Genomic DNA, 19,732 nt, shown 5'->3' with positions numbered 1-19,732 from the left:
CGGGCGCGCTCCGCTGAGTCGTCGGCTGCTGGTCAGTCGCGCTCGCCCTGGCGGAGCAGCCGGGTCTCCTCGGCGTCGTACTCCGCCCGGACCTGGCGCAGCACCAGGTCGTCGATGTCGCCGTCGTCCCGCATCCGGAGCACGGTCGCCGACTTGTGCCGGACGAGCTCGAGTTCGAGCTCCACCGCATCGCCGCGCTTCGCGAGCAACGGGTGGTCGGACTCGTCGCTCTGCTCCGCCCGGACGAGCGCCAGGTGCCCCTCGTAGTCGCCGCGGATGCGCTCGACCACCTCGTCGTCGGCGCCGAGCCGCTTGGCCAGGCGCGGCAGGGCGTCGAGCGCCTCCTCGATCGCGGTCCGTTCGGCGTCCCGACGCTCGTCGGCCACCTCGTCGCGACCGCCGAAGTCCGCCCACCTGACGACCGCGGGGAGGACGAGCGACTGCCCGACGATCGTGACCACGACGACGCCCGCCGTGACGAACACGATGAGGTCGCGGTCCGGGAACGCCGCACCGCTCTCGACCATGCGCGGCACCGCGACGGCCATCGCCAGCGACACCGCCCCACGGAACCCGGTGAAGCCGCTGACCACACGGTCACGGTGTCCCTCTCGTGGCGTGCCGCCGGTGCGCAGCGTGACGAGCTTGACGGCGCCCCACGACGCGTTGAGGAAGGCGAAGCGGAGCACCACGACCGTCACCGAGACCAGTCCGATGAGGCCGAGGCCGAGCCACAGTTCCCGGACGCCGAGCGCGCGGACCGCGATGGTCGCCTCGATGCCGACGAGCACGAACAGCGCGCCGTTGAGCAGGAACGTCGCGAAGGACCAGAACGACCGCACCTGTTGGCGGGTCTCGGCACGGTCGAGCTTCGGGGCGACCTGGCTGACGACGAGCCCCGCCACGACGACGGCGAGGACGCCGGACGCACCGATCGCCTCTGCGGCCAGGAACGCCACGAACGGGACGAGCAGCGTGAGCAGGTTCTCCAGCACGACGGCGTGCACCCGCCGGAGGACCTGCATGCCGAGCCAGGACACCGCGAGCCCGGCGGCGATGCCGCCGACGTAGGACAGCAGCAGCATCCCGCTGACGTTCCACGCCGTCAGAGTCTGCTCGCCCGCCGTCACCGCCACCGCGATCCCGTAGACGACGAGCGTCGTCCCGTCGTTCACCAGGCTCTCCGCGCGGAGCACCGTCGTGTTCCGGCGCGGGAGGGAACGGGTCAGCGCGCCGACGGCCGTCGCGTCCGTCGGGGCCACCGCGGCACCGAGCACCCACGCCGGGCCCCACGGCATGCCGAGCAGGTGCAGGAGCGTCGCCACCCCGCCCGCGGTGACCACGACGAGGAGCGTGCCCATCAGGACGATGCCCCGCAGGTTCGCGCGGATCTCCCGCAGCGAGATGGTCAGGCTCTCCCAGTACAGGAGTGCGGGCAGGAACAGGAGCAGCACGGCGTCCGCCGGGAGCTCCAGTCGGCCGAACACCGGGATGAAGGCGATCCCGGCGCCGAAGACGAGCAACAGCACGGGCGGTGCGATCCGGATGCGCCCGGAGACGGCGGTGGCGACCGCGATCGCCGTGGCGAGCACGACGACGAGTTCGGGTGCGATGAGTTCCATGGGCCTCAGAGCATGGCAGGCGGTGCCTGTGCGCGACTCGCAGCAACGCTGCCGACGATCCTGCCCGAGGCGCGAACCGCGCGCTCCTGACGTCGCCGGAGGGTGTTCCCGGCTTCCGTGTACTGGCAGTGCCTCCTCCCGGCGCCGATCGAGCCCTAGCGTCGAGGGCATGCCAGCTGACGACACCGCCCGCGCGGAGCACGACACCCTCTTCCCGGACCACGTCTCCACCCTCGCGGAGACCGACCCCGAGTTCGTCGCGTTCTTCGACGACTTCGCCTTCGACGAGACGCTCCGTGCCGCGTCGATGAACCGGCACGATCGGCTGGTCGTCCAGCTCGGGGCGATCATCGCGGTCGGTGCGCAGACCGAGTTCCGCACGATGCTCGGCGCCGCGCTCGACAACGACGTCACGCCCGTCGAGGTCAAGGAGGTCGTCTACCAGGCCGTCGCCTACGTCGGCATCGCGCGGGTGGTCGACTTCCTGCGGATCACCAACGCGGTGCTCACCGAGCGCGGCGTCGAGCTGCCGCTCCCCGGCCAGTCGACCACGACGCCGGATGACCGCTTCGAGGTCGGCAAGGCCAAGCAGACCGAGATCGTCGGTGACCGCGTGGAGGCGATGTACGCGAACGCACCGGACGACGCCCTGCACTTCCAGCGCTTCCTTTCCGCGAACTGCTTCGGCGACCACTACACGCGCACCGGTCTCGACGTCCGGATGCGTGAACTGCTGACGTTCGCGATGCTCGTCGGCCTCGGCGGCGCCGACGGTCAGGTGAAGGGGCACGTCGCGGCGAACCTGCACGTCGGCAACTCCCGCGGCGACCTCCTCGACGTGCTCACGGTCCTGCTGCCCTTCGTCGGCTACCCCCGGACGCTCAACGGCCTGGCCGCGGTGAACGAGGGCGCGCCCGCCGCCTGACCGTCGATGCGGTCGGCGGTCAGTCGAGTGGCGCCGGCCGGGTCCTGACGGGTGCGAGGAAGGCCGTGAGCACCGTCGCGACGATCGCCCCGGCAGCGATGATCGCCGCGAGCACGACGATCTGGAAGCGGCCGGCATCGAGCGGTGACACACCACCGAAGATCGCGCCGACGAACGCACCGGGCAGCGTGACGAGGCCCGTCGTCCTGGTCTGGTCGGTCGTCGGGACCATCGCGGCGTGGACCGCGCGGCGCACGAGGTCCGCCGTGGACCGTCGCGGGGTCGCCCCGAGCGCGAGCCACCCCTCGACCTCGTCCCACCGGTCGTCGGCGAGTTCGACGAACCGCCGACCGGAGAGCGTCGCGATGGTCATCGCGTTGCCGATCACGATCCCGCCGACCGCGAGCACGTAGCGCGGTGCGAACGCGACCGCGCCGGTGGCGAACACGACACCGAGCGACACGACGATGCCAGCCGCCATCGCGAGCGCGACCGGCCCGATCCGCTGCCGGAACGCGCCGAGCCGACGGGCCGACGTCGTCGCCGCGACACTGAACATCACCACCAGGGCGATCGCGATCCAGACCGGATCCCGGATGACGCCGGCGAGGACCAGGCTGATCGCGGCGAGCTGCGCGGTCCCACGGAGCACGGCGAGAGCGGGTGCCCACGGAGACGGTGCACGGGTGACGAGCAGGAGCGTCGTCGCGACGGCGACGAGCACGAGGACGCCGACCAACGTCCACACGACGGCGCTCCACTCGATCATGAGTCGACCTTGCCACGTGCCGACAGCACAGTGATCGGCGCGTGTGGCAACCTGTGGAAGACATCGACCTTCCGGAGGCCACGTGACGACCGCGTCCCGACTGCTGCTCGTCGAGGACGACCCGCGACTCGGACCCATCGTCGCCGACGTCCTCGGTGAGGATTGGGACGTGACGCTCGCCACCACCGGAGAGGACGCGCTCCGTCTGGCAGCGGAGCGGATGTTCGCCGTGATGGTGCTCGACCGTCGTCTGCCGGGGATCGACGGCGCCGAGGTCATCGCCAGGCTCCGGGGCCGTCGTGACGCGACCCCGGTGCTCATGCTCACCGCGCTCGGCACCCTCGACGACCGGGTGTCGGGTCTCGACGCCGGCGCGAACGACTACCTCGTCAAGCCGTTCGAGTTCGAGGAGCTCTCCGCACGGCTCCGGGCACTCACGCGTGACTTCTCGTCCGAGGGTGACCCCGTGCCGATCGGCGAGTGGACGTTCTACCCGGCGACGGCGACCGTCTACTCGCCGTACTCCGGGCGGATCCAGCTGACCGACCGCGAGAACGCCCTGCTCGAACTGCTCGCCAAGTCACCGACGACCGCGTTCTCCAGGTCACACATCCTGTCCAGCGTGTTCGGCGCGAGCGAGGTCGAGGGCACCGTCGACACATACGTGCACTACATCCGCCGGAAGACCGACCGTGAGCTCATCACGACGATCCGCGGCATCGGCTACCGGATCGGGTCGCCGTGAGCGGGCCGTGGCCGCGCCGGACCGGTCCGGACCACGACCCCGACCGCACCGCCGTCCGACGGTCGGCGATCCGGATCGGCTGGCAGGTGGCCGCGGTCTCCGCCGGGCTCGTCGTGCTCATCATCGGGCTGGTGCTGGCCTTCGTCCTCTGGCAGTCGACCCCTCGTGAAGAGCTGGAGCAGCACGCCGAGAACGCCACGCGGATCTTCGTCGACAGCGACGAACTCGTCGTCGCGTTGGCGGTGATCGGGGCCGGTGCCGTGCTCCTGGCCGGGGTCGCGACGTGGGTCATCGCGCGCCGGGCCGTCGTCCCGATCGGCGAGGCGCTCCGTCTGCAGCGCACGTTCGTCGCGGACGCCGGCCACGAGCTCCGGACCCCGCTCACCGTCATGGACGCCCGAGTCCAGCAACTCAGCCGGAAGACGTCGGCGGACGACCCGAACCGCGAGGTCGTCGACGCGCTGCGTGACGACACCCGAGCGCTCGTCGACATCGTGAACGACCTGCTGCAGGCGGCGACCTCCACGGACGACGGGGAGACCAGCTCCACACGCGTCGGTGTCGAACTCGACGCGGCGATCAGCGACCTGCAGGTCCTGGCCGGCGACCACGGCATCCGCATCGAGCACGCACCGACCGACGCGAGTGTGACGGTTCCCGCTGTGCCACTCCGCCGGTGCATCGTCGCGCTCGTCGACAACGCGGTCGGTCACGCACCGGCGGACAGCGTCGTCCAGGTCGGCGTCCGGGAACGTGGCCGGTGGGTGGACATCAGCGTCACCGACCACGGTGGCGGGATCCGAGGCGTCGACCCGTCGCGCGTGTTCGACCGCTTCGCCCACGGGACGCCGAACGTCGGCGCCGCGCCCACGCCAGCCGCCCAGTCCACCAGCGCATCGACCAGCACGCCGGGCGGTGCGCCGGTCCGACGGACCGGCTACGGCATCGGCCTGGCGCTCGTGCGGGAGATCGCCGTCCGGCACGGCGGTGCCGTCCGGGTGCAGGAGACCGGGCCGGCCGGGACGACGTTCCTGCTCACGCTGCCGTCGGCGCGCTGACGACGACGTCCGTCACCCGCACACCGGACATCGACACCATGACGGCGGAGAGCGACGAATGCGATCCGGGTTCTTGGAGCCGTCTGGGAACCACCACGCGACGATCGACGCGTGACTCCGCAACTGACCCGCCCGCGTCGCTCCGAGCGGACGCGTACCGGCATCCTCCGTCCCGCCTCCGTCGCCCGCACCGGCATCGTCGCGGCAGCAGCCGTCATCGCCGTGCTCGTCGCCGGGGTGGCGCTCCACGACAGCAGTGCCGACCTGTCGGTGGTGATCTGGTTCAACGCGCTGCACACCGGGTTCGTCGGCGTGGTGACGAACACCGTCTACGAACTGTTCAGCCCTGTGCCAGCGATCCTGCTGACCGTCGTCGCGACCGCTGTGATCTGGACCGTGCGTCGCGACGTGCGGCCCGCAGCCGCGTTCGCCGTCGTGATCGCCGGCACCTGGTTGCCGTCAGCGGTCGTGAAGCTCGTCGTCCACCGCGCCCGCCCCGACGCACTGCACCTTCCCCACCCGTTCTCCCCCGCGCAGGTCGACGCGTCCTACCCGAGCGGACACTCCGTGTTCGTCGTCGCCGCGGCCGTCGCGGTCGTGCTGCTGCTGGCCGACACCCGGGCCGCCGGAGCCGTCCGCGTCGCCGTACCGCTCGTCGTCCTCGTCGTCCTCTGCTCGCTGCTCGTCGACGGGGTCCACTTTCCGACGGACGTCCTGGCGTCGGTCGTCTGGGCCCTCGGCGTCGCGCCGTTCGTCCGGGCGGTGTGGATCCGCGGCATCGCGCCGCGGGTCCGGTTCCTGGCCTGAGCGCGGCGGGTCGCGTCCGGAACGCGGCCACGTGCGGACGGGAGGCAGGGCGCCAGCCGGCACCGAGCCTCCCGTCCGCAACCGGGTGACGCAATCGGTCTCGTCACCCGATCACCCGCTGCTCGTCCTGCGACGTGCGATCGCGCCGCGCGGCCGCGCGACGCTTCTGCCGTGTGCGGAGTGCACCGATCACCACCGGCAGGACGGAGACCACGACGATCACGATCGCGAGGACGTCGATGTGGTCGGCGACGAACGGGATGCCGCCGAGGAGCACGCCGACCATCGTCATGACGACCACCCAGGTCGCCGCACCGACGACGTTCCAGAGCGTGAACCGGCGCCAGTGCAGGTCGGCGGTGCCCGCGGCGAGCGGGACGTACGTGCGCACGACGGGTACGAAACGACCGAGCACCAGGGACAGTGCCCCGTACTTCGTGAAGAACGCCTCGGCCTCGCGGAGGTGCGACGTCTTGAGCAGCCGCGCGTCGTCCCGGAACAACCGCCGGCCGAACTCCCGACCGAGCCAGTACCCGACCTGGTCCCCGGCGACCGCGGCGAGGATCCCGACCACGATGATCTGCCACGGCGCGACGCCGAGCGGCGTCGCCAGGATCGCGGCGGTCACGAGCAACGAGTCGCCCGGCAGGAACGGGAACAGCACCCCGGACTCGATGAAGACGACGACGCCGATGCCGAGCAGCACCCACGGCCCGAAGGAGTGGAGCAGCGAGGAGGCGTCGAACAGCGGGATCGCGAGCGGGAGCATCATGCCGGCGACTGTTCCCGACCACTCCCAAGGAACCTCGAAGAATGCGGTGGGGCAGCGCGGACTCCGCAACGCCGCATGTCCGTTCCGATGACGCGGTTCACCCGGCGGGGGTGGTCTCCCGGCGCTCGAAGGTCAGGTGGACGACACCGGACGGCGACGGGGTCGCCTCGATCGTGAAGCGGTCCTCGAGTCCTTCGAGACCGTCCCAAAGCCGCTCGCCCCGTCCGAGCACGATCGGGACGATGACGACGTGCATGCGGTCGATGAGGTCCGCTGCGAGGAACGCTCGGACCGTCTCGACGCCGCCCCCGATCCGCACGTCCAGCCCGGGCGCCGCAGCGCGAGCCTGTGCGAGTGCCTCGGACGGGCTCGCGTCGACGAAGTGGAACGTCGTCCCGCCCGCCATCGACAGCGGTTCCCGGGGGTGGTGCGTCAGCACGAAGACCGGGGTGTGGAACGGCGGGTCCTCGCCCCACCAGCCCGTCCACGACTCGTCCGGCCAGGGCCCGCGGACAGGCCCGAACTTGTTCCGGCCCATGATCTCGACACCGATGCCATCGCCCCACGTGCGCGCGAACCGGTCGTCGAGGTCGGTGCTCCCGCCCGACGCCCCCTGCATCGCGCGGAACGTCTGCGTCCCGAAGAACCACTGCATGAGCCGTCCGTCGGCGTGGCCGAACGGCTGCTCGAGCGACTGGTCGGCGCCCGCGCCGTAGCCGTCCAGCGAGATGGCGAAGTTGTGCACCCTGACGATCGACACGCAGCAACCATACGACTAGAGGGTCGTCGTGAGCACCCCACCGTCGACCCGGAGTGCGGCACCGTTCGTCGCCGACGACCGCGGGCTCGCCAGGTAGGTGACCATGTCGGCGATCTCGGACGGCTCGATGAACCGCTCGAGCAGCGTGGTGCGGTTCTGCGCGATGACGGCGGCCTTCACCTCGTCGACCGTGGCCCCTTGCGACGAAGCGATTGCCTCGACCGCGCTCGCGACGCCGTCCGAGTAGGTCGGGCCGCCGAGCACGGTGTTCACGGTCACCCCGGTCCCCCGCGTGGTCTTCGCCAAGCCGTTCGCGAGCGCGATCATCGCTGCCTTCGTGGTGCCGTAGTGGACCATGTCGGCCGGCACGGCGACACCGGACTCGCTGCTGACGAACACGATGCGACCCCGGCCCCGCGCGAGCATGCCGGGGAGCAGGTGCCGGGACAGCCGCACGCCGCTCATCACGTTCACGTCGAAGTACCGCTGCCACTCGTCGTCGTCGATGTCCGGGAACGCCGTGAGCCCGAACAGGCCGACGTTGTTGACGAGGACGTCGACCTCGTCGAGTTCCGCGAGCAGTCGCTGCACCGACGCCGGGTCCCCGAAGTCCGCGACGATCCCGCGGGGCGACGAGTCCGGCCACGCGGCACGCAGACGGTCGACCGCCGCATCGACGCGGGTCGCCGACCGTCCGTTGACGATGACCCGGACCCCCTCGGCACTCAGCGCGGACGCCACGGCGAACCCGATCCCGCCCGTCGATCCGCTCACGAAGGCCGTCGTGCCGCGCAGCTGCATGTCCATGTCACTCCCGTCGATGACTTGCTCAGGCAAGTCACCGTAGCGAGGCTGACTTGCCTGAGCAAGTACTATCGAGTCATGGAACATGACCAGGCCGTGTGGGCGGCGTTCGCCACCGTCCTCGAGCGCCTCCCCACCGCGCTCGACGCACAGCTGCAACGGGACAGCGGACTCACGCACTTCGAGTACGGCGTGCTGTACGCCCTCGACACCGCCCCCGACCGGACCCTCCGGATGAGCATCCTCGCCGGGTACGCCAGCTGCACGCTGTCACGGCTCTCCCGCGCCGTCACCCGGCTCGAGGGCAAGGGCTGGGTGCACCGGCGACCCGACCCGGGCGACGGCCGGTTCACCCTGGCCGTGCTCACGGACGACGGGCACGCCGCCGTCGCGCAGGCCACCCCCGGCCACCGCGCGCTCGTCGACGAGGTCGTCTTCGGCGCCCTCACCAGCGCGCAGGTCCGGCAGCTCGGTGTGATCAGCCGCCGCATCGCGGCGGCCGTCGGCCCGGAGCCCGTCTGGACCCCACCAGACCAGGGTGACCAACGGCCCTGAATCGGTCGCGATGACGGACTGGAGGCTCCCCACCGGCCCGCACCGAGCCTCCCGTCCGTCGACTGGTGGTTCGTCGACTAGTGGTCCGTCAGGGCCGCCGCGTACGCGCGGACGGAACGGTTGTAGCGCGGGAGCGTCGGCTCGAGCGCCTCGATCACGACACGGAGGGCCTCGTCGTGGCGGCCGGCGCTGTGCAGCGCGAACGCCAGGAACACCCGAGGTGCCGTGCCGGTCGATTCGTGTTCGGGGGCGTCCCGCAGCATCGCGATGGCGTCGTCGAGCCGGCCGAGGTTGCGGAGGGTCGACGCGTACTGCACGACCATCCGGGCTGCGCGATCCGGGTCGACCTCCGCCAGGCCGGCGTCGGCCGCGGCGGCGTACTGCTCGGCTGCCTCGGCCTCGTGCCCGGAGGAGTCGTAGGCGCCGCCGAGCTCGAACGCGCCGAGCGCGGGGTGCGGTGCGGAGCCGGCGAGTTCGCGCATCAGGGCCACGCGGGACTCGGGATCGACGGCTTCGTCGGCCCAGAGCGCGTCGACCAGGTGCTCCCACTCGACGTCGGCGGGCACGGCATCGGGGATGATCGGCATCGCGCCAGGCTACCGAGGCGAAACCGCTCGCACGAAGTCGAGCACGACCCGCGTGGCGTCCTGGTGCTCCTGCGGACGGTGTCCGAGGCCGGCGAGCAGCACGTGCGCCGCCCCGTCGACGTGCGCGGCGATCGTCTCGTACTCGTCGTTCCACCCACCGGTGACGACGAGCGTCGGGACACCCGTGTGCTCTGGGGTGTCGAGCGTCCACGGGCCGGGGAGCATGCGCTGCCGTTCGGCCGCGAGCAGACCCTCGGGCGTGGTCGGCGCCGACGCGTCGGACCGGCCCGACACCGCGTCCCCGAAGGCCACCGCGAAGCTCGCGGCATCGAGCGACCCGGCACGGTCGAGCACGGGCTGCACCCGTCGGACGTGGTCCTCCACCGCGGGGGTCCCCCGTGCGAGTGCGTACGCCGCCGGTTCGAACAGCACGAGCGCCCGCACCAGATCGGGGCGCCGGGCGGCCGCACGCATCGCGACCGGCCCACCGAACGAGTGCGCGACGACCACGGCGCCGTCTGGGCATGCTCGGAGGAGCCGTGACTCCCACGCGTCCTGGTCGAACGGTACGGCCGGGGCCGACTCGGTGTCGTAGCCGGGCATCCGCGCGAACCGCTTGTCCGGCAGACCGGACGCGACCGGCCACGCCCGATCCACCGTGCGGTTCGAGGCGTGCAGGAACACGAACGCGCCGGTCTCCGCCATGGCACGACCCTAGCGAGACCGCAGATGCGCTGACAGGGTGGGACGATGTCGTCCATCCGGAACATCGCCGTCGGACTCCCGGTCCGTGACGGCCACGTGCTGCTGTCCGAGAACCACGACCGCGTCCGAGACCTCCGGTTCCACCGGCCGGTCGGGGGCGGGATCGAGTTCGGCGAGACCGCGGAGGAGGCACTCCGCCGGGAGTTCCGGGAAGAGCTCGACGTCGACCTGGATGTGGTCGAGCCACTCGGCGTCCTGGAGAACATCTTCACGTTCGAGGGACACCCGGGGCACGAGTTCGTGCACGTCTTCGCGGTCGGCTCCCCCGGTCTCGACTCCGTGCCGCTCGACGCCTCGCTCGTCGTGCTCGACGAGGGCAGTCCCGTGCGGTGGGTCCCCCTCGACACGGACGACCAGGTCTACCCCGAGGGCGTGCTCGACCTCCTCCGCTCAGCCTGACGCCGGGGCGTCCCACCCGTCCGGCAGCGCGAGCGGGCGATCGAGTCCGGGCGCGGGCCGGAAGCCCTCCCAGTGGCCGATCGCGTCGACGAAGCCCTCGGGGTCCCGCGCGATCGCCTGTCCGGTCTCCCGTGCAGCCTCGAGGTCCCGCTCCCGGAGGTACTCGGTCTGCACGGCGGCAGCCGCTTCGTCCTCGTCCTTCCACGTCACGACGAAGTCCGGCGAGACGCGCAGGTCGAGGTGCCAGTCCACCGACGTCACGCCGAGGTGGTCGCGCTGCTTCTCGGCCTCGAGGTTCACGTACCACCCCGAGTCGGACCCGACCGGCAACAGCCGACGAACCGTTCAGCGGTCTCCTCGATCCGTCGCAACGGGAACGCGGCCTGCAGCCGACCGTCTGGGTAGCGGTACCGCAGGAGCGTGACGTCGTCGTCCATGGGACCGCAGCCTACGGACCCGGCGCGGCCAGGAGCCGGACTGGAGGCTCGGTGACGGCCGGCACCGAGCCTCCAGTCCGCTAGTGAGTCGCCACCGAACCGGTGCGCGCCTGCAGGAGCGCGTCGAGCCGGTCCACGTCCCGCGGGTAGGTCCGGTAGAGCAGCGTCACGAACGCCGCGTTGACCAGCATCAAGACGCCGGGGATCCAGAACATGACCGCCTTCAGGCCGATCGCCTCGGCCAGGAACCCCGCCGAGAGGTTGAAGAGCGCGTAGGCCAGCCCCTCGAACACGGAGAGCATGAGCGCGAACGCGGCACCGCGGAGCTCCGGCGGCACGACGGACGCGACGATCGGCCGGTTCACACCGGGGTTCAAGCCCTGCATGAACCCCATCACCGACCACAGGCCGGCGAACACCCAGATGGTGCCCCAGTCGAACTGCGTCGCGATCAGCGAGGCGACCGCGAACCCGAGCTGCGCGAACTGCAGCACGGCGATCCGGCCCGCACGCGGGAACCGCCGTTGGAGGGCGTCCGTCACGATGCCGCCGCCGAACGTCCCGACGAGGTAGCCGAGACCGAACGGCAGGGTGACGACCGCTGCGACGGCCGTGCTGAAGCCGTACGTCTGCACGAGGAAGAGGATGCCGAACGACCCGATCAGCAGGTGCCCGGAGATGAGGCGCTGGACGAGCATGAGCGTGAACGTCGGGATCCCGAACATCCGTCGCACCTTCGCCCACGTGATGCGCTCGTTCTCGGCGCGCTGCTCGACCGTCATCATCGCCGTCGTCGGCTCGCTCGCGCCGAGGCCGGGATCCGTGAAGCAGAACAGGAGCACGAGCGAAGCGACGATGGTCAGGCCGCCCCAGATGAAGAAGCCGTAGCGCCACCCGTCGTGCACGTTCGCGAGCTGCCCGATGAGCGGACCCGCGATCGAGCCGAGCAACGAGATCGCTCCCCAGGTGTAGCCGGAGGCGCGGCCGCGGCTCTTCTCGTCGAAGAGGTCGGTCGTGATCTCACTCACGATCGGCAGCGCGGCCGCGATGAACACCGCGGACAGGCCGTAGAACAGGATGATGTGCGCGTAGTTCTGCGCCAGGCCGGTCAGCGCCGTGAGCACACCGGTGATGGCGGTCGTGATGACGAAGGTCGCCTTCCGGTTCGTCTTCCGGGCAACGAACGCCCAGAACGGGCCGAAGAGGATGCTGATGAACTTCGCGATCGAGGTCAGGACGCCGACGGCGGCGAGCGGCAGCGAGATCGCCGCGATGATGACCGGCGCGAGGGTGCTGAGGATGCTGCCCTCGTTGTTGTCGGCCCAGAGCGGGGCGACGACGGCAGCGAGTCGTCGCCACCGCCTCGGGACGATGACGGACGGCGGTGTCGCTGGTGCGTCGGTCGGGGTGGCGGCGTGTGGTGCCTGCTGTGCCATCGGAACTCCTCGTCGAGATACCTGGTGCTGGGGTCGGGTGGTGTCGGGCCGGGGCCCTGGGTGGTTCGGCTGCCGGTCAGGAGATCGCCGCGAGGCGCGCGTCGATGCGCCGGATCGCGGCGGCGCGGAGCGCCGGGGTGAACGGGGCGAGGTCGAGCAGGGTCGACGAGCCGGTCTGGGCGGCGAGCTGGCCGACGACCGGGCCGAGCGCGTCCTCCAGGACGGCACGTGCCTGCGGGACGGACAGGAGGCTCGTGATCGGGGTGCGCACACTCGGCCGGTCCGTCGGGAACTCGCCAGCCGCCGGGATCGGCTCGAGTGCGGCACGGTACCGGTCGAGCTGGGCGCGGGCGAGCAGGTGCGAACCGTCGGCAGGGCCCGCCTGCGGCAGGCCGAGGCGTTCGTACTGCGACGGCGGGGCGTCGTTGGCGCGCATGGCGTCGAGCAGCAACCCGACCATGCGGAGCTCGAGCGCGTCGTCGATGACTGGGTGTTCCTGCTCAGGGTCGGTCGCGAGGTCGAACAGGACGGTCCCGAAGGACGACGGGTCGCCGAACGCCGAGCCGGGGACACGGAGGACCGGCACACCGCGGGTGAAGTCGAACGGCGGGACGAGTTCGGCGTCGCGCAGCTCGGCCGGGGTGAAGCGCGAGTTCATGTGGGTCGGCATGAGGGTGTGTTCGTGGAGCGGAGCGTTCTGGGCGGCGGCGGCACGCATGTAGACGTACCGGCCGTCGGTGATGTTCACGTGGCCGCCGAACGAGCCGAACATCGCGGTGGTGCGGACCGAGTCGTCGCGGTCGGCATCCGCGGGGTCTGCGCTCGCGCGGACGATCGGCAGGATGGAGCGGCCCTGCATGCGCTCGGTCCGGTCGACGCCGAAGAGGTCGAGCAGCGTCGGGCCGAGGTCGATCGTCTGGACGAGGGCATCGGTGGCGGTCCCGGCGGCGCGGGACACCGGGTCCCAGAGGAACAACGGCGTGTGGATGTTCTCGTCGTACCAGGGCTGGATGTTCTTGCCCCACCAGCCGTGCTCACCGAGCAGGAAGCCGTGGTCGGTGCACACCATGAGCAAGGTGTCCTCCCAGAGACCTTCCTCGTCGAAGCGGTCGAGCACCCGGCCGAGGGACGCGTCGCACATCGACAGCAGCGCCGCGTACTCCTCCCGGGTCCGCTCGATCACCTCGGGGGTCTCGTCCGCGCGCTTGTAGTCGGGCCAGTCGACCGTCGCGGTGCCGGGTTCGTCGAGCGAGCCGTAGTGACGGCGGTACTCGCGGTACGAGAAGTACGGCTCGTGCGGGTCGAAGCACTCGATCTGCACCATCCACGAGTCCTCGTCACGGTTCGTCGCCATGAACTCCAGGCCGGCGTCGACGGTGAGTGTCTGGGGGTGGTCGGCCTCGTCCTGCAGGTACTGCCGGTTCACCAGGTCCTGCCGCCAGAGCGCGTGACGGACGCGTCGGGTGCTCGCCGGGACCTCGGGTTCGGCGACGTGCCCCTTCCACGCGTCCCCCTCCTGCCCCCGGAAGAACTCGAACGTGTCGAAGCGGTTGTGGTACGTCGCTCCCCCGTCCTCCCAGTAGTGCGGGTGGTCCGTGACGAGGTGCGTGTACACACCGGCGTCGGAGAGCATCGCGGGCACGGAGTCGTCGAACGGCTCCAGCGGCCCCCAGGACCGGTGCAGGAAGTTCGGGCGGCCGGTGTGCAGCTCGCGCCGGGCGGGCATGCACGGCATGCTGCCCGCGTAGCAGTTGTCGAACCGCACCGTCTGGCGTGCCAGACGCTCGAAGTTGGGGGCGTGCACCCAGTCGGCCCCGTAGGGCGGGAGGAACTTGCGGTTCAGGCTGTCGAACAGCACCATCACGGCTCGCATGCCGTGACTCTAACCTACTAAGTACTTAGTAAGTCAAGCCGGGTCATCCCGTCGGTACTGCTCGAGCATGCCGACGAAGGCGCGCACCGACTCGATCCGGTCGACCGAGCCGGGGTTGAGGAGTTGCTGCAGCCGGAGTCCGTCCGCCAGTCCGACGAGCCACTGACTGACGGTCGTCGCTGTCACCCCCGGCGGCAGCTTCGCCGGGTCGAGGAGCCGGTCCATCTCGTGCGATGACGTCTCGGCCAGCACGCGGTAGCGCTCGACGAACCAGTCGTGACCTGGGTGGTCGCGTGTGATGCTCTCCGCGGACAGCAGCGCGAACAGCTGCACGAGCGCCGGGTGGTCCTCGTTCTGTTCGAGCCGGCCGACGAACGTCTCGAGCCAGTCCTTGCCCTCGGCCCGCAGGGACTCGTCCACCTGTCCGTTGCGGGTCTCGCGTTCCTGCAGCACCGCGATGAGCAGGGCGTTCTTCGTCCCGAAGTGGTGCAGGAGCCCGGCCGTCGTGATGCCGACCTCTCCCGCGACGTCGGCGACGCTCACGTCGGTGAAGCCCCGCTCGGCGAACAACCGCAGCGCGACGTCGAGGATCTGACGGCGGCGTTCGTCGCCTCGTGGTCGAGTCGGTCGGCCCTGAGCGTTCACCCGACCACCCTAGCCAGTCGGTACCGGCCCGCTCTCGTGGGCAGGGGCCTCCGGATCAGCGGGCTGCGGCCGCGACGCGGCGGACGACTGCGGCGGACACCCACTCGACCGTCGCGTCCGCCGTCTCGTCGATGCCGTGGAGCGACGTGTCGAAGGTCGCGAACCGGTGCGGCGCCCGTGCCGCGGCGTCGCGGAGCTCGCGATCGACGGCGACGTGCTTCTCGGGGTGCTGCCACGCCCCGCCGTACCCGCGCTCGACGACACGGTGACGGATCGCGTCCGGGTCGCACACGAGCGCGAGCATGTCGACGCGGAGCCCGGCGACGTCGGCAGCGGGGAACACCTGCCCCGGCATCCCGATCCCGCAGATGACGGGGACGAGCCCGTTCCGGAGCACATCAGCGCAGACGCGCATCGTGAAGGCCCAGTACTCGTCGTAGTCCCACGGGCGCCGAGCCGACGAGAGCGTGTCGCCGTCGATCGCGCACGCACCGGGGACCCGTCCGGCGATGGCCACGCACGCAGTGGACTTGCCGGCGCCGGCCGCTCCCGACAGCACCAGGACCTCGGACGTCGTCGTCATCGCGTCAGCGTACCGACCCTGTCGACATGGCATGCTCGAACACGATGGACACCGCACGAGCACCCCGCGACGACGCGGGTCGATTCGAACCAGGGACACCGGTCGCCCTCAGGAGCATCAACGAGTACGGACACCACGGCCGCGCCGTCGGGTTCACCGTCGCCGGAACGGTCGTCGTCGACTCGGACGAGTTCTCGGTCGTCGCCACGACGCCCGACTCCGAGGTCCGCAACCGCGCAGGGGTCGGCAGCGGCCCGAACGGACGACTCGTGCTGCCCGACGACTGGGACGGTTCGTACCGGGAAGCGACGTGGTTCGGATCCACCGTGGTCCGGGTGCACCAGCGAGACGTGCCGTGGTCCGTGTGGCGCTGGCACGACGGCGTGCAGTGGGAGCCGGACTGGTACGTGAACCTCGAGACGCCGTGGGTCCGATCGGACGTCGGGTTCGACACGCAGGACTGGACGCTGGACGTCGTCGCGCGGCAGGCGGCCGACGGCTGGCAGGTCTCGTTCAAGGACGTCGACGAACTCGCGTTCCTGGAGTCGTCGGGGTTCTGGTCCGCGGAGCGCGCCACGAGCATCCGGGCGGCGGGCGAGGCGGCCCGCGATGCAGCGTCCGCACGGTCGTGGCCGTTCGACGCCGAGTGGGAGGCCTGGTTGCCGAGGGACAGCACCCCGGTCGCCCTCCCGACGGGTTGGGAGCGGGTGGCGTGACCGCCCGACGAGCTCGACGCCGACCGGACGTGACGACCGTCGAGATCGTCGGCGGGCCGGAGGCGATCGAGGTCTCCCTCCACGACGCTGACCCCGCTTGGGCCGACCGCTACCGCGAGCACGAGCGGCGCATCCGACAGGTCCTGCCCGGGCCGGAGACGGGGATCGAACACATCGGTTCCACTGCGGTGCCCGGCCTCGCGGCGAAGCCCATCATCGACGTGCTGGTCACGGTCGAGGACATCACCGCCGAGGAGGACTACCTCGACCAGCTCCTGGCCGCCGGCTACGAGCTCCGCGTCCGTGAACCCGGGCATCGGCTCGTGCGCACGCCGGCTCGGGATGCCCACGTGCACGTCTACGAGCACGGTGCGCCCGCGGTCGACGAGTACCGGCTCCTGCGCGACCACCTGCGCGCCGACGCCGCGGACCGGGCGCTCTACGCCGAGACGAAGCGTGCACTGCTCGACCGGCAGTGGGACGACATGAACGACTACGCCGATGCCAAGACCGAGGTGATCACCGCGATCAAGGCGCGAGCCCGGGCAGCCCGCGGCTGGTGATCACGCGAACGAGCTGAGCGCTGCCGCGTAGCCGTCCGGCTCGCTCCTGGTCTCGGCGGTCACGAGGAGACCGTATGGCCCCACCCGTCTGGTGAACGTCCCCCGGCACGGGATCTCGACGATCGTCGTCAACCCCGCTCGCCACGCTGGGACGAGCTGCTCGAGACGCTCGCGTTCCGGTGACCGTCGCAAGACCTCCGGCGAAGTGATCTCGTCGAACCGTGCCGATGTCCACTCGTCGTACCGCCGGGTGAACGCAGCATCGCCGAACTCGTCCCGCCACGACGGTCCGGACACCTGTTCCAGCAGGGCACGACGCTCGGCCTGTGGGATCGACGGGTCGTGCAACCGCTCGATCGCTCGCGGATCGGGCTGCGAACCGGCATGGGCGAGGCATGCGCCCCACAGCGCGGGCCACGCCACCGACCACCTCGCGCGATCGGCTCCGGATCCGCCAGTCTCCCGATCCGGCGTGTCGACGAGCACCGGCGGCAGATCCTCACCGACCGGGTCGAGCGCCCACGCCTCTCGGACCCAGAGCAGATCGAGCAGCGTCTGCGCGCCGTTCTCGATCGTGAGGAGCATGTCGCGCGGCCACGGGTTCCCCGGGTCCGGCGTCGTCGAGATCACTGAGTCCCCCATCCGTCCGGTCCAGCGAACCACGCAACCGTCGCCGCCGTAACGGGGACCGGACGACGGACGGGAGGCTCGGCGCCAGCTGGCACCGAGCCTCCCGTCCGGCCCGTGTCCGGGCCTGCATCACTCGGTCGTGGAGACCCAGTCGATGAGGAGGTTGCCGTCGTCGCCCCAGTTGCCGGTCTGGAACATGAAGCGGTGCGCGGTCGTCGGCACGTCCTCGGTGAGGGTCTGGAGGACCTGGCCGTCGACGCTGTAGGTGACCGACTCGCCGGGGACCCAGTCGATCGTGTACGTGTGCCAGTCACGCCACGAGACGCCGGTGCCGACCTGGACGCGCTCGTCCTCCTGCCCCGGGGTCATCGAGTGCTGGAACGCGGACGGACTCGACTCGAAGTTGCCCTCGGGGAAGTCGATCTCGCCGTCGGACCAGACGTTCGAGCTCGGCCAGAGCATGAACGCCGCACCGTTGCCGTCGCCGCCCGTGGCCTTGGCCCGGACGGAGAACGAGCCGCCGACGTGGTCCCACGCGCCGTCCTTGGACCCGAAGGTGCCGGCAGCGCCCGCACCGCCGAGCTGGACGTCCATCACGCCGTCGTGGACGGACACCGTCTTGCTCGGCTCGTAGATGCCGGACGTGCCGTCGGGGTAGGGCTGCCACGACTGCGGGTACAGGGACTGGACGAGGCCGGTGACCGCGGACGTCGTGAAGTTCTCGACGAACGACGAGTCGGGTGCGACGGCTGCGTCGTCCGCGACGGGCTCAGGCGCGGCCTGCTCGGGGGTCGCGGAGGGGGCGGGCGTCGGAGCGTCGGTCGGCCCAGCCGTCGGGGTCTTCGTCGGGGTCTCCGTCGGGATGTCCGTCGGATCGCCGGACGGCTCGTCGCTCGATGTGCTCGTCGGCTCGTCGGACGGTGTGCTCGTCGGCTCGTCCGACGGGGCGGGCGACACGACGGGCGGTGCGTGGTGCCACCGGCCGCCCCAGCCCCACGCGTGTGCGGAGGCAGCGGTCGGGATCCCGACCAACAGGACGGAGGCGGTGGCCGCCGCGAGGACGATGCGCCCGCGCTTCACCGCTGGTGCCGATCGATGGTGGGCGTGCTGGACGTGGAGGTCGTGCCGCGCATGGGCGTGCACGTGATTCGGGTGTGGATGTCGTGCTCCTCGAGGGCTTCGGGTTGGGGAGTCGTCAGGGGCGGACGCACGTCCCGAGGGGAATCGGTGACGTGTCCGCGAACATCCTGCATCATCCTGTGCCCCGTTTGGGGGTCACCGCGAGATCGTCCCCCGAATTCCCCGCTCGGAGCGCGGAGCGGCCACTCGTGTACCCCGAGGTGCTCGGTCGACGTTCAGCGCCCCATCGCCCCGGTGAGCACGTCGACGAGGGCCATCAGCCCGAGGACGACCACGACCACCGACAGCAGCCAGACGAACCCGAGCGCGTACTCGCCCACCGCACGGAGGAACGTCCCGTCGGCACGACGGCCGGTCAGACGGTCGAGACGTCCACGACCTCCTGACCACAGCGCGGGAACGAGCGCGACGACATGCAGACGCCGATCGATCACGAGCCCACCGTGGACGACGCCCGTCTGATCGAGCAGGCGGAACGGGAGCACGAAGGCGCCGGGCACCAGGATCCGCCGGTCACCGAACACCGTCGGCGCGACGAGTGTGTCCCCGTCCCGCCAGCATGCGTCAGGCGAAGCGGCGAGTCCACTGACCCACTGCCAGGCGATCCCGACGACGAGCACGAGCAGGAGCGTCGTGTTCGGCACCCAGCTCACCGGGAACCCGTCGGCGTCGTAGCCCTGTGCGGTCCACTCCGCACGCGTCGCCCGGGTGAAGACGACCGCCAGGACGGTGACGACGAGCAGCAGTCGTCCGGCCCAACGCGCCACCGTGAGCCACGGCGTCGGGCGTTGCGCCCCTCCGGCAGGCAGCACCGAGTCGTCCCGGTGACGCGGAGGAGTCGTGGTGTCCATGGCAGTCGTCATCATCCCCCAGCCCGGTTCGGGCCGCGTGCCCCAGCGGAGGGCACGGTGGCCGTCGCGCTCCCTCGTCCACGGCCGTCCCCCGGTCGAGGACCGGGCGAAGTGCACTGCCCTCGCTGAATGGGCACGAGCGGTGCCGGACTCACCGGCGGTCCTCACGGCCAACGCCGAGGAGGACACCCACATGCTCGCGGTGAACACGTCGATCGGGTTCGAGCCGGCCTGGTGGTCCGGCGCGTGGCAGAAACACGTCTGACCGATCTCGCGGCATGGAGTCGCGT

At 71.0% G+C, this 19,732-nt stretch carries 24 protein-coding genes; 9 read left to right on the top strand and 15 right to left on the bottom strand.

Annotated elements, in window-relative coordinates:
- Positions 1–32: 32 nt before the first annotated feature.
- Positions 33–1,622, bottom strand: coding sequence for a Na+/H+ antiporter (locus ACIPJ2_RS09790; protein ID WP_402728659.1), 1,590 nt, complete (start codon positions 1,620–1,622; stop codon positions 33–35).
- A gap of 169 nt (positions 1,623–1,791) precedes the next feature.
- Between ACIPJ2_RS09790 and ACIPJ2_RS09785 the strand changes: the two genes are divergently transcribed.
- Positions 1,792–2,547: a carboxymuconolactone decarboxylase family protein gene (locus ACIPJ2_RS09785; RefSeq protein WP_402728658.1), complete on the top strand. Its 756-nt coding sequence runs from the start codon at positions 1,792–1,794 to the stop codon at positions 2,545–2,547.
- Positions 2,548–2,566: 19 nt separating this feature from the next.
- Here ACIPJ2_RS09785 and ACIPJ2_RS09780 read toward each other — a convergent pair whose 3' ends face one another.
- Positions 2,567–3,316, bottom strand: coding sequence for an ABC transporter permease (locus ACIPJ2_RS09780; RefSeq protein ID WP_402728657.1), 750 nt, complete (start codon positions 3,314–3,316; stop codon positions 2,567–2,569).
- An 82-nt stretch (positions 3,317–3,398) separates the two neighbouring features.
- Between ACIPJ2_RS09780 and ACIPJ2_RS09775 the strand changes: the two genes are divergently transcribed.
- The 3 genes from ACIPJ2_RS09775 (at position 3,399) to ACIPJ2_RS09765 (ending at position 5,926) form a co-directional block, all read left to right on the top strand.
- Positions 3,399–4,061: a response regulator transcription factor gene (locus tag ACIPJ2_RS09775; protein ID WP_402728656.1), complete on the top strand. Its 663-nt coding sequence runs from the start codon at positions 3,399–3,401 to the stop codon at positions 4,059–4,061.
- A complete protein-coding gene (locus ACIPJ2_RS09770) occupies positions 4,058–5,119 on the top strand; it encodes a sensor histidine kinase (protein ID WP_402728655.1) in 1,062 nt (353 codons plus the stop codon). Before ACIPJ2_RS09775 ends, ACIPJ2_RS09770 begins: the two co-directional genes overlap by 4 nt.
- Before the next feature lie 111 nt (positions 5,120–5,230).
- Positions 5,231–5,926, top strand: a complete 696-nt coding sequence (locus ACIPJ2_RS09765; protein ID WP_402728654.1) for a phosphatase PAP2 family protein — start codon at positions 5,231–5,233, stop codon at positions 5,924–5,926.
- A gap of 103 nt (positions 5,927–6,029) precedes the next feature.
- Here ACIPJ2_RS09765 and ACIPJ2_RS09760 read toward each other — a convergent pair whose 3' ends face one another.
- From ACIPJ2_RS09760 to ACIPJ2_RS09750, 3 genes are all read right to left on the bottom strand, one after another.
- A complete protein-coding gene (locus ACIPJ2_RS09760; protein ID WP_402728981.1) occupies positions 6,030–6,695 on the bottom strand; it encodes a DedA family protein in 666 nt (221 codons plus the stop codon).
- Between the two features lie 100 nt (positions 6,696–6,795).
- Positions 6,796–7,458 (bottom strand): dihydrofolate reductase family protein, encoded by a 663-nt coding sequence (locus tag ACIPJ2_RS09755; RefSeq protein WP_402728653.1) that lies wholly within the window; start codon positions 7,456–7,458, stop codon positions 6,796–6,798.
- A 15-nt stretch (positions 7,459–7,473) separates the two neighbouring features.
- Positions 7,474–8,265, bottom strand: a complete 792-nt coding sequence (locus ACIPJ2_RS09750; RefSeq protein WP_402728652.1) for an SDR family NAD(P)-dependent oxidoreductase — start codon at positions 8,263–8,265, stop codon at positions 7,474–7,476.
- A 75-nt stretch (positions 8,266–8,340) separates the two neighbouring features.
- Between ACIPJ2_RS09750 and ACIPJ2_RS09745 the strand changes: the two genes are divergently transcribed.
- Positions 8,341–8,817 carry a MarR family winged helix-turn-helix transcriptional regulator gene (locus ACIPJ2_RS09745; protein ID WP_402728651.1) on the top strand — a complete coding sequence of 159 codons (477 nt, stop codon included), beginning with the start codon at positions 8,341–8,343 and terminating at the stop codon, positions 8,815–8,817.
- Between the two features lie 77 nt (positions 8,818–8,894).
- On the opposite strand, the gene ACIPJ2_RS09740 is transcribed toward ACIPJ2_RS09745, so the two are convergent.
- Together ACIPJ2_RS09740 and ACIPJ2_RS09735 are read right to left on the bottom strand one after the other, a co-directional pair.
- Positions 8,895–9,404, bottom strand: a complete 510-nt coding sequence (locus tag ACIPJ2_RS09740) for a tetratricopeptide repeat protein (protein ID WP_402728650.1) — start codon at positions 9,402–9,404, stop codon at positions 8,895–8,897.
- 9 nt (positions 9,405–9,413) lie between these two features.
- The gene (locus ACIPJ2_RS09735; protein WP_402728649.1) at positions 9,414–10,109 is read right to left on the bottom strand and encodes an alpha/beta fold hydrolase; all 696 of its coding nucleotides are present in this window, start codon (positions 10,107–10,109) and stop codon (positions 9,414–9,416) included.
- 45 nt (positions 10,110–10,154) lie between these two features.
- On the opposite strand from ACIPJ2_RS09735, the gene ACIPJ2_RS09730 reads away from it, so the two are divergent.
- Positions 10,155–10,568 (top strand): NUDIX hydrolase, encoded by a 414-nt coding sequence (locus ACIPJ2_RS09730; protein WP_402728648.1) that lies wholly within the window; start codon positions 10,155–10,157, stop codon positions 10,566–10,568.
- On the opposite strand, the gene ACIPJ2_RS09725 is transcribed toward ACIPJ2_RS09730, so the two are convergent.
- The 5 genes from ACIPJ2_RS09725 to ACIPJ2_RS09705 all read right to left on the bottom strand — a co-directional run bounded on the left by ACIPJ2_RS09725 (position 10,560) and on the right by ACIPJ2_RS09705 (position 15,542).
- Positions 10,560–10,898: a DUF402 domain-containing protein gene (locus ACIPJ2_RS09725; protein ID WP_402728647.1), complete on the bottom strand. Its 339-nt coding sequence runs from the start codon at positions 10,896–10,898 to the stop codon at positions 10,560–10,562. The genes ACIPJ2_RS09730 and ACIPJ2_RS09725 overlap by 9 nt on opposite strands.
- Positions 10,899–11,085: 187 nt before the next feature.
- The gene (locus ACIPJ2_RS09720; protein WP_402728646.1) at positions 11,086–12,441 is read right to left on the bottom strand and encodes an MFS transporter; all 1,356 of its coding nucleotides are present in this window, start codon (positions 12,439–12,441) and stop codon (positions 11,086–11,088) included.
- A gap of 76 nt (positions 12,442–12,517) precedes the next feature.
- Positions 12,518–14,314 carry a sulfatase gene (locus tag ACIPJ2_RS09715; RefSeq protein WP_402728645.1) on the bottom strand — a complete coding sequence of 599 codons (1,797 nt, stop codon included), beginning with the start codon at positions 14,312–14,314 and terminating at the stop codon, positions 12,518–12,520.
- Between the two features lie 33 nt (positions 14,315–14,347).
- Positions 14,348–14,959 carry a TetR/AcrR family transcriptional regulator gene (locus tag ACIPJ2_RS09710; protein ID WP_402728644.1) on the bottom strand — a complete coding sequence of 204 codons (612 nt, stop codon included), beginning with the start codon at positions 14,957–14,959 and terminating at the stop codon, positions 14,348–14,350.
- Between the two features lie 55 nt (positions 14,960–15,014).
- A complete protein-coding gene (locus ACIPJ2_RS09705) occupies positions 15,015–15,542 on the bottom strand; it encodes a hypothetical protein (RefSeq protein WP_402728643.1) in 528 nt (175 codons plus the stop codon).
- Between the two features lie 26 nt (positions 15,543–15,568).
- Here ACIPJ2_RS09705 and ACIPJ2_RS09700 point away from each other — a divergent pair, with 26 nt between their 5' ends.
- Complete coding sequence (locus ACIPJ2_RS09700) at positions 15,569–16,258, top strand: DUF402 domain-containing protein (RefSeq protein WP_402728642.1); 690 nt, start codon at positions 15,569–15,571, stop codon at positions 16,256–16,258.
- On the top strand, positions 16,255–16,821 hold the full coding sequence (locus tag ACIPJ2_RS09695) for a GrpB family protein (protein ID WP_402728641.1): 567 nt from the start codon (positions 16,255–16,257) through the stop codon (positions 16,819–16,821). The genes ACIPJ2_RS09700 and ACIPJ2_RS09695 overlap by 4 nt, the downstream gene beginning before the upstream one ends.
- Here the strand turns inward: ACIPJ2_RS09695 and ACIPJ2_RS09690 are convergent, their stop codons facing one another.
- The 3 genes from ACIPJ2_RS09690 to ACIPJ2_RS09680 all read right to left on the bottom strand — a co-directional run bounded on the left by ACIPJ2_RS09690 (position 16,822) and on the right by ACIPJ2_RS09680 (position 19,442).
- Positions 16,822–17,463, bottom strand: a complete 642-nt coding sequence (locus tag ACIPJ2_RS09690) for a hypothetical protein (RefSeq protein WP_402728640.1) — start codon at positions 17,461–17,463, stop codon at positions 16,822–16,824.
- A gap of 117 nt (positions 17,464–17,580) precedes the next feature.
- Positions 17,581–18,594, bottom strand: a complete 1,014-nt coding sequence (locus ACIPJ2_RS09685; RefSeq protein ID WP_402728639.1) for a family 16 glycosylhydrolase — start codon at positions 18,592–18,594, stop codon at positions 17,581–17,583.
- 212 nt (positions 18,595–18,806) lie between these two features.
- Entirely contained in the window at positions 18,807–19,442 is a 636-nt protein-coding gene (locus tag ACIPJ2_RS09680; protein WP_402728638.1) for a hypothetical protein, read from the bottom strand.
- Between ACIPJ2_RS09680 and ACIPJ2_RS09675 the strand changes: the two genes are divergently transcribed.
- On the top strand, positions 19,441–19,707 hold the full coding sequence (locus tag ACIPJ2_RS09675; protein WP_402728637.1) for a hypothetical protein: 267 nt from the start codon (positions 19,441–19,443) through the stop codon (positions 19,705–19,707). The two genes, ACIPJ2_RS09680 and ACIPJ2_RS09675, sit on opposite strands and share 2 nt — an antisense overlap.
- Positions 19,708–19,732: the final 25 nt, after the last annotated feature.

It is taken from the genome of Curtobacterium sp. NPDC090217 (genome assembly GCF_044746705.1).
In the GTDB taxonomy this organism is placed as follows: Bacteria; Actinomycetota; Actinomycetes; order Actinomycetales; family Microbacteriaceae; genus Curtobacterium.
This window is presented reverse-complemented; position numbering and strand designations above follow the sequence as displayed.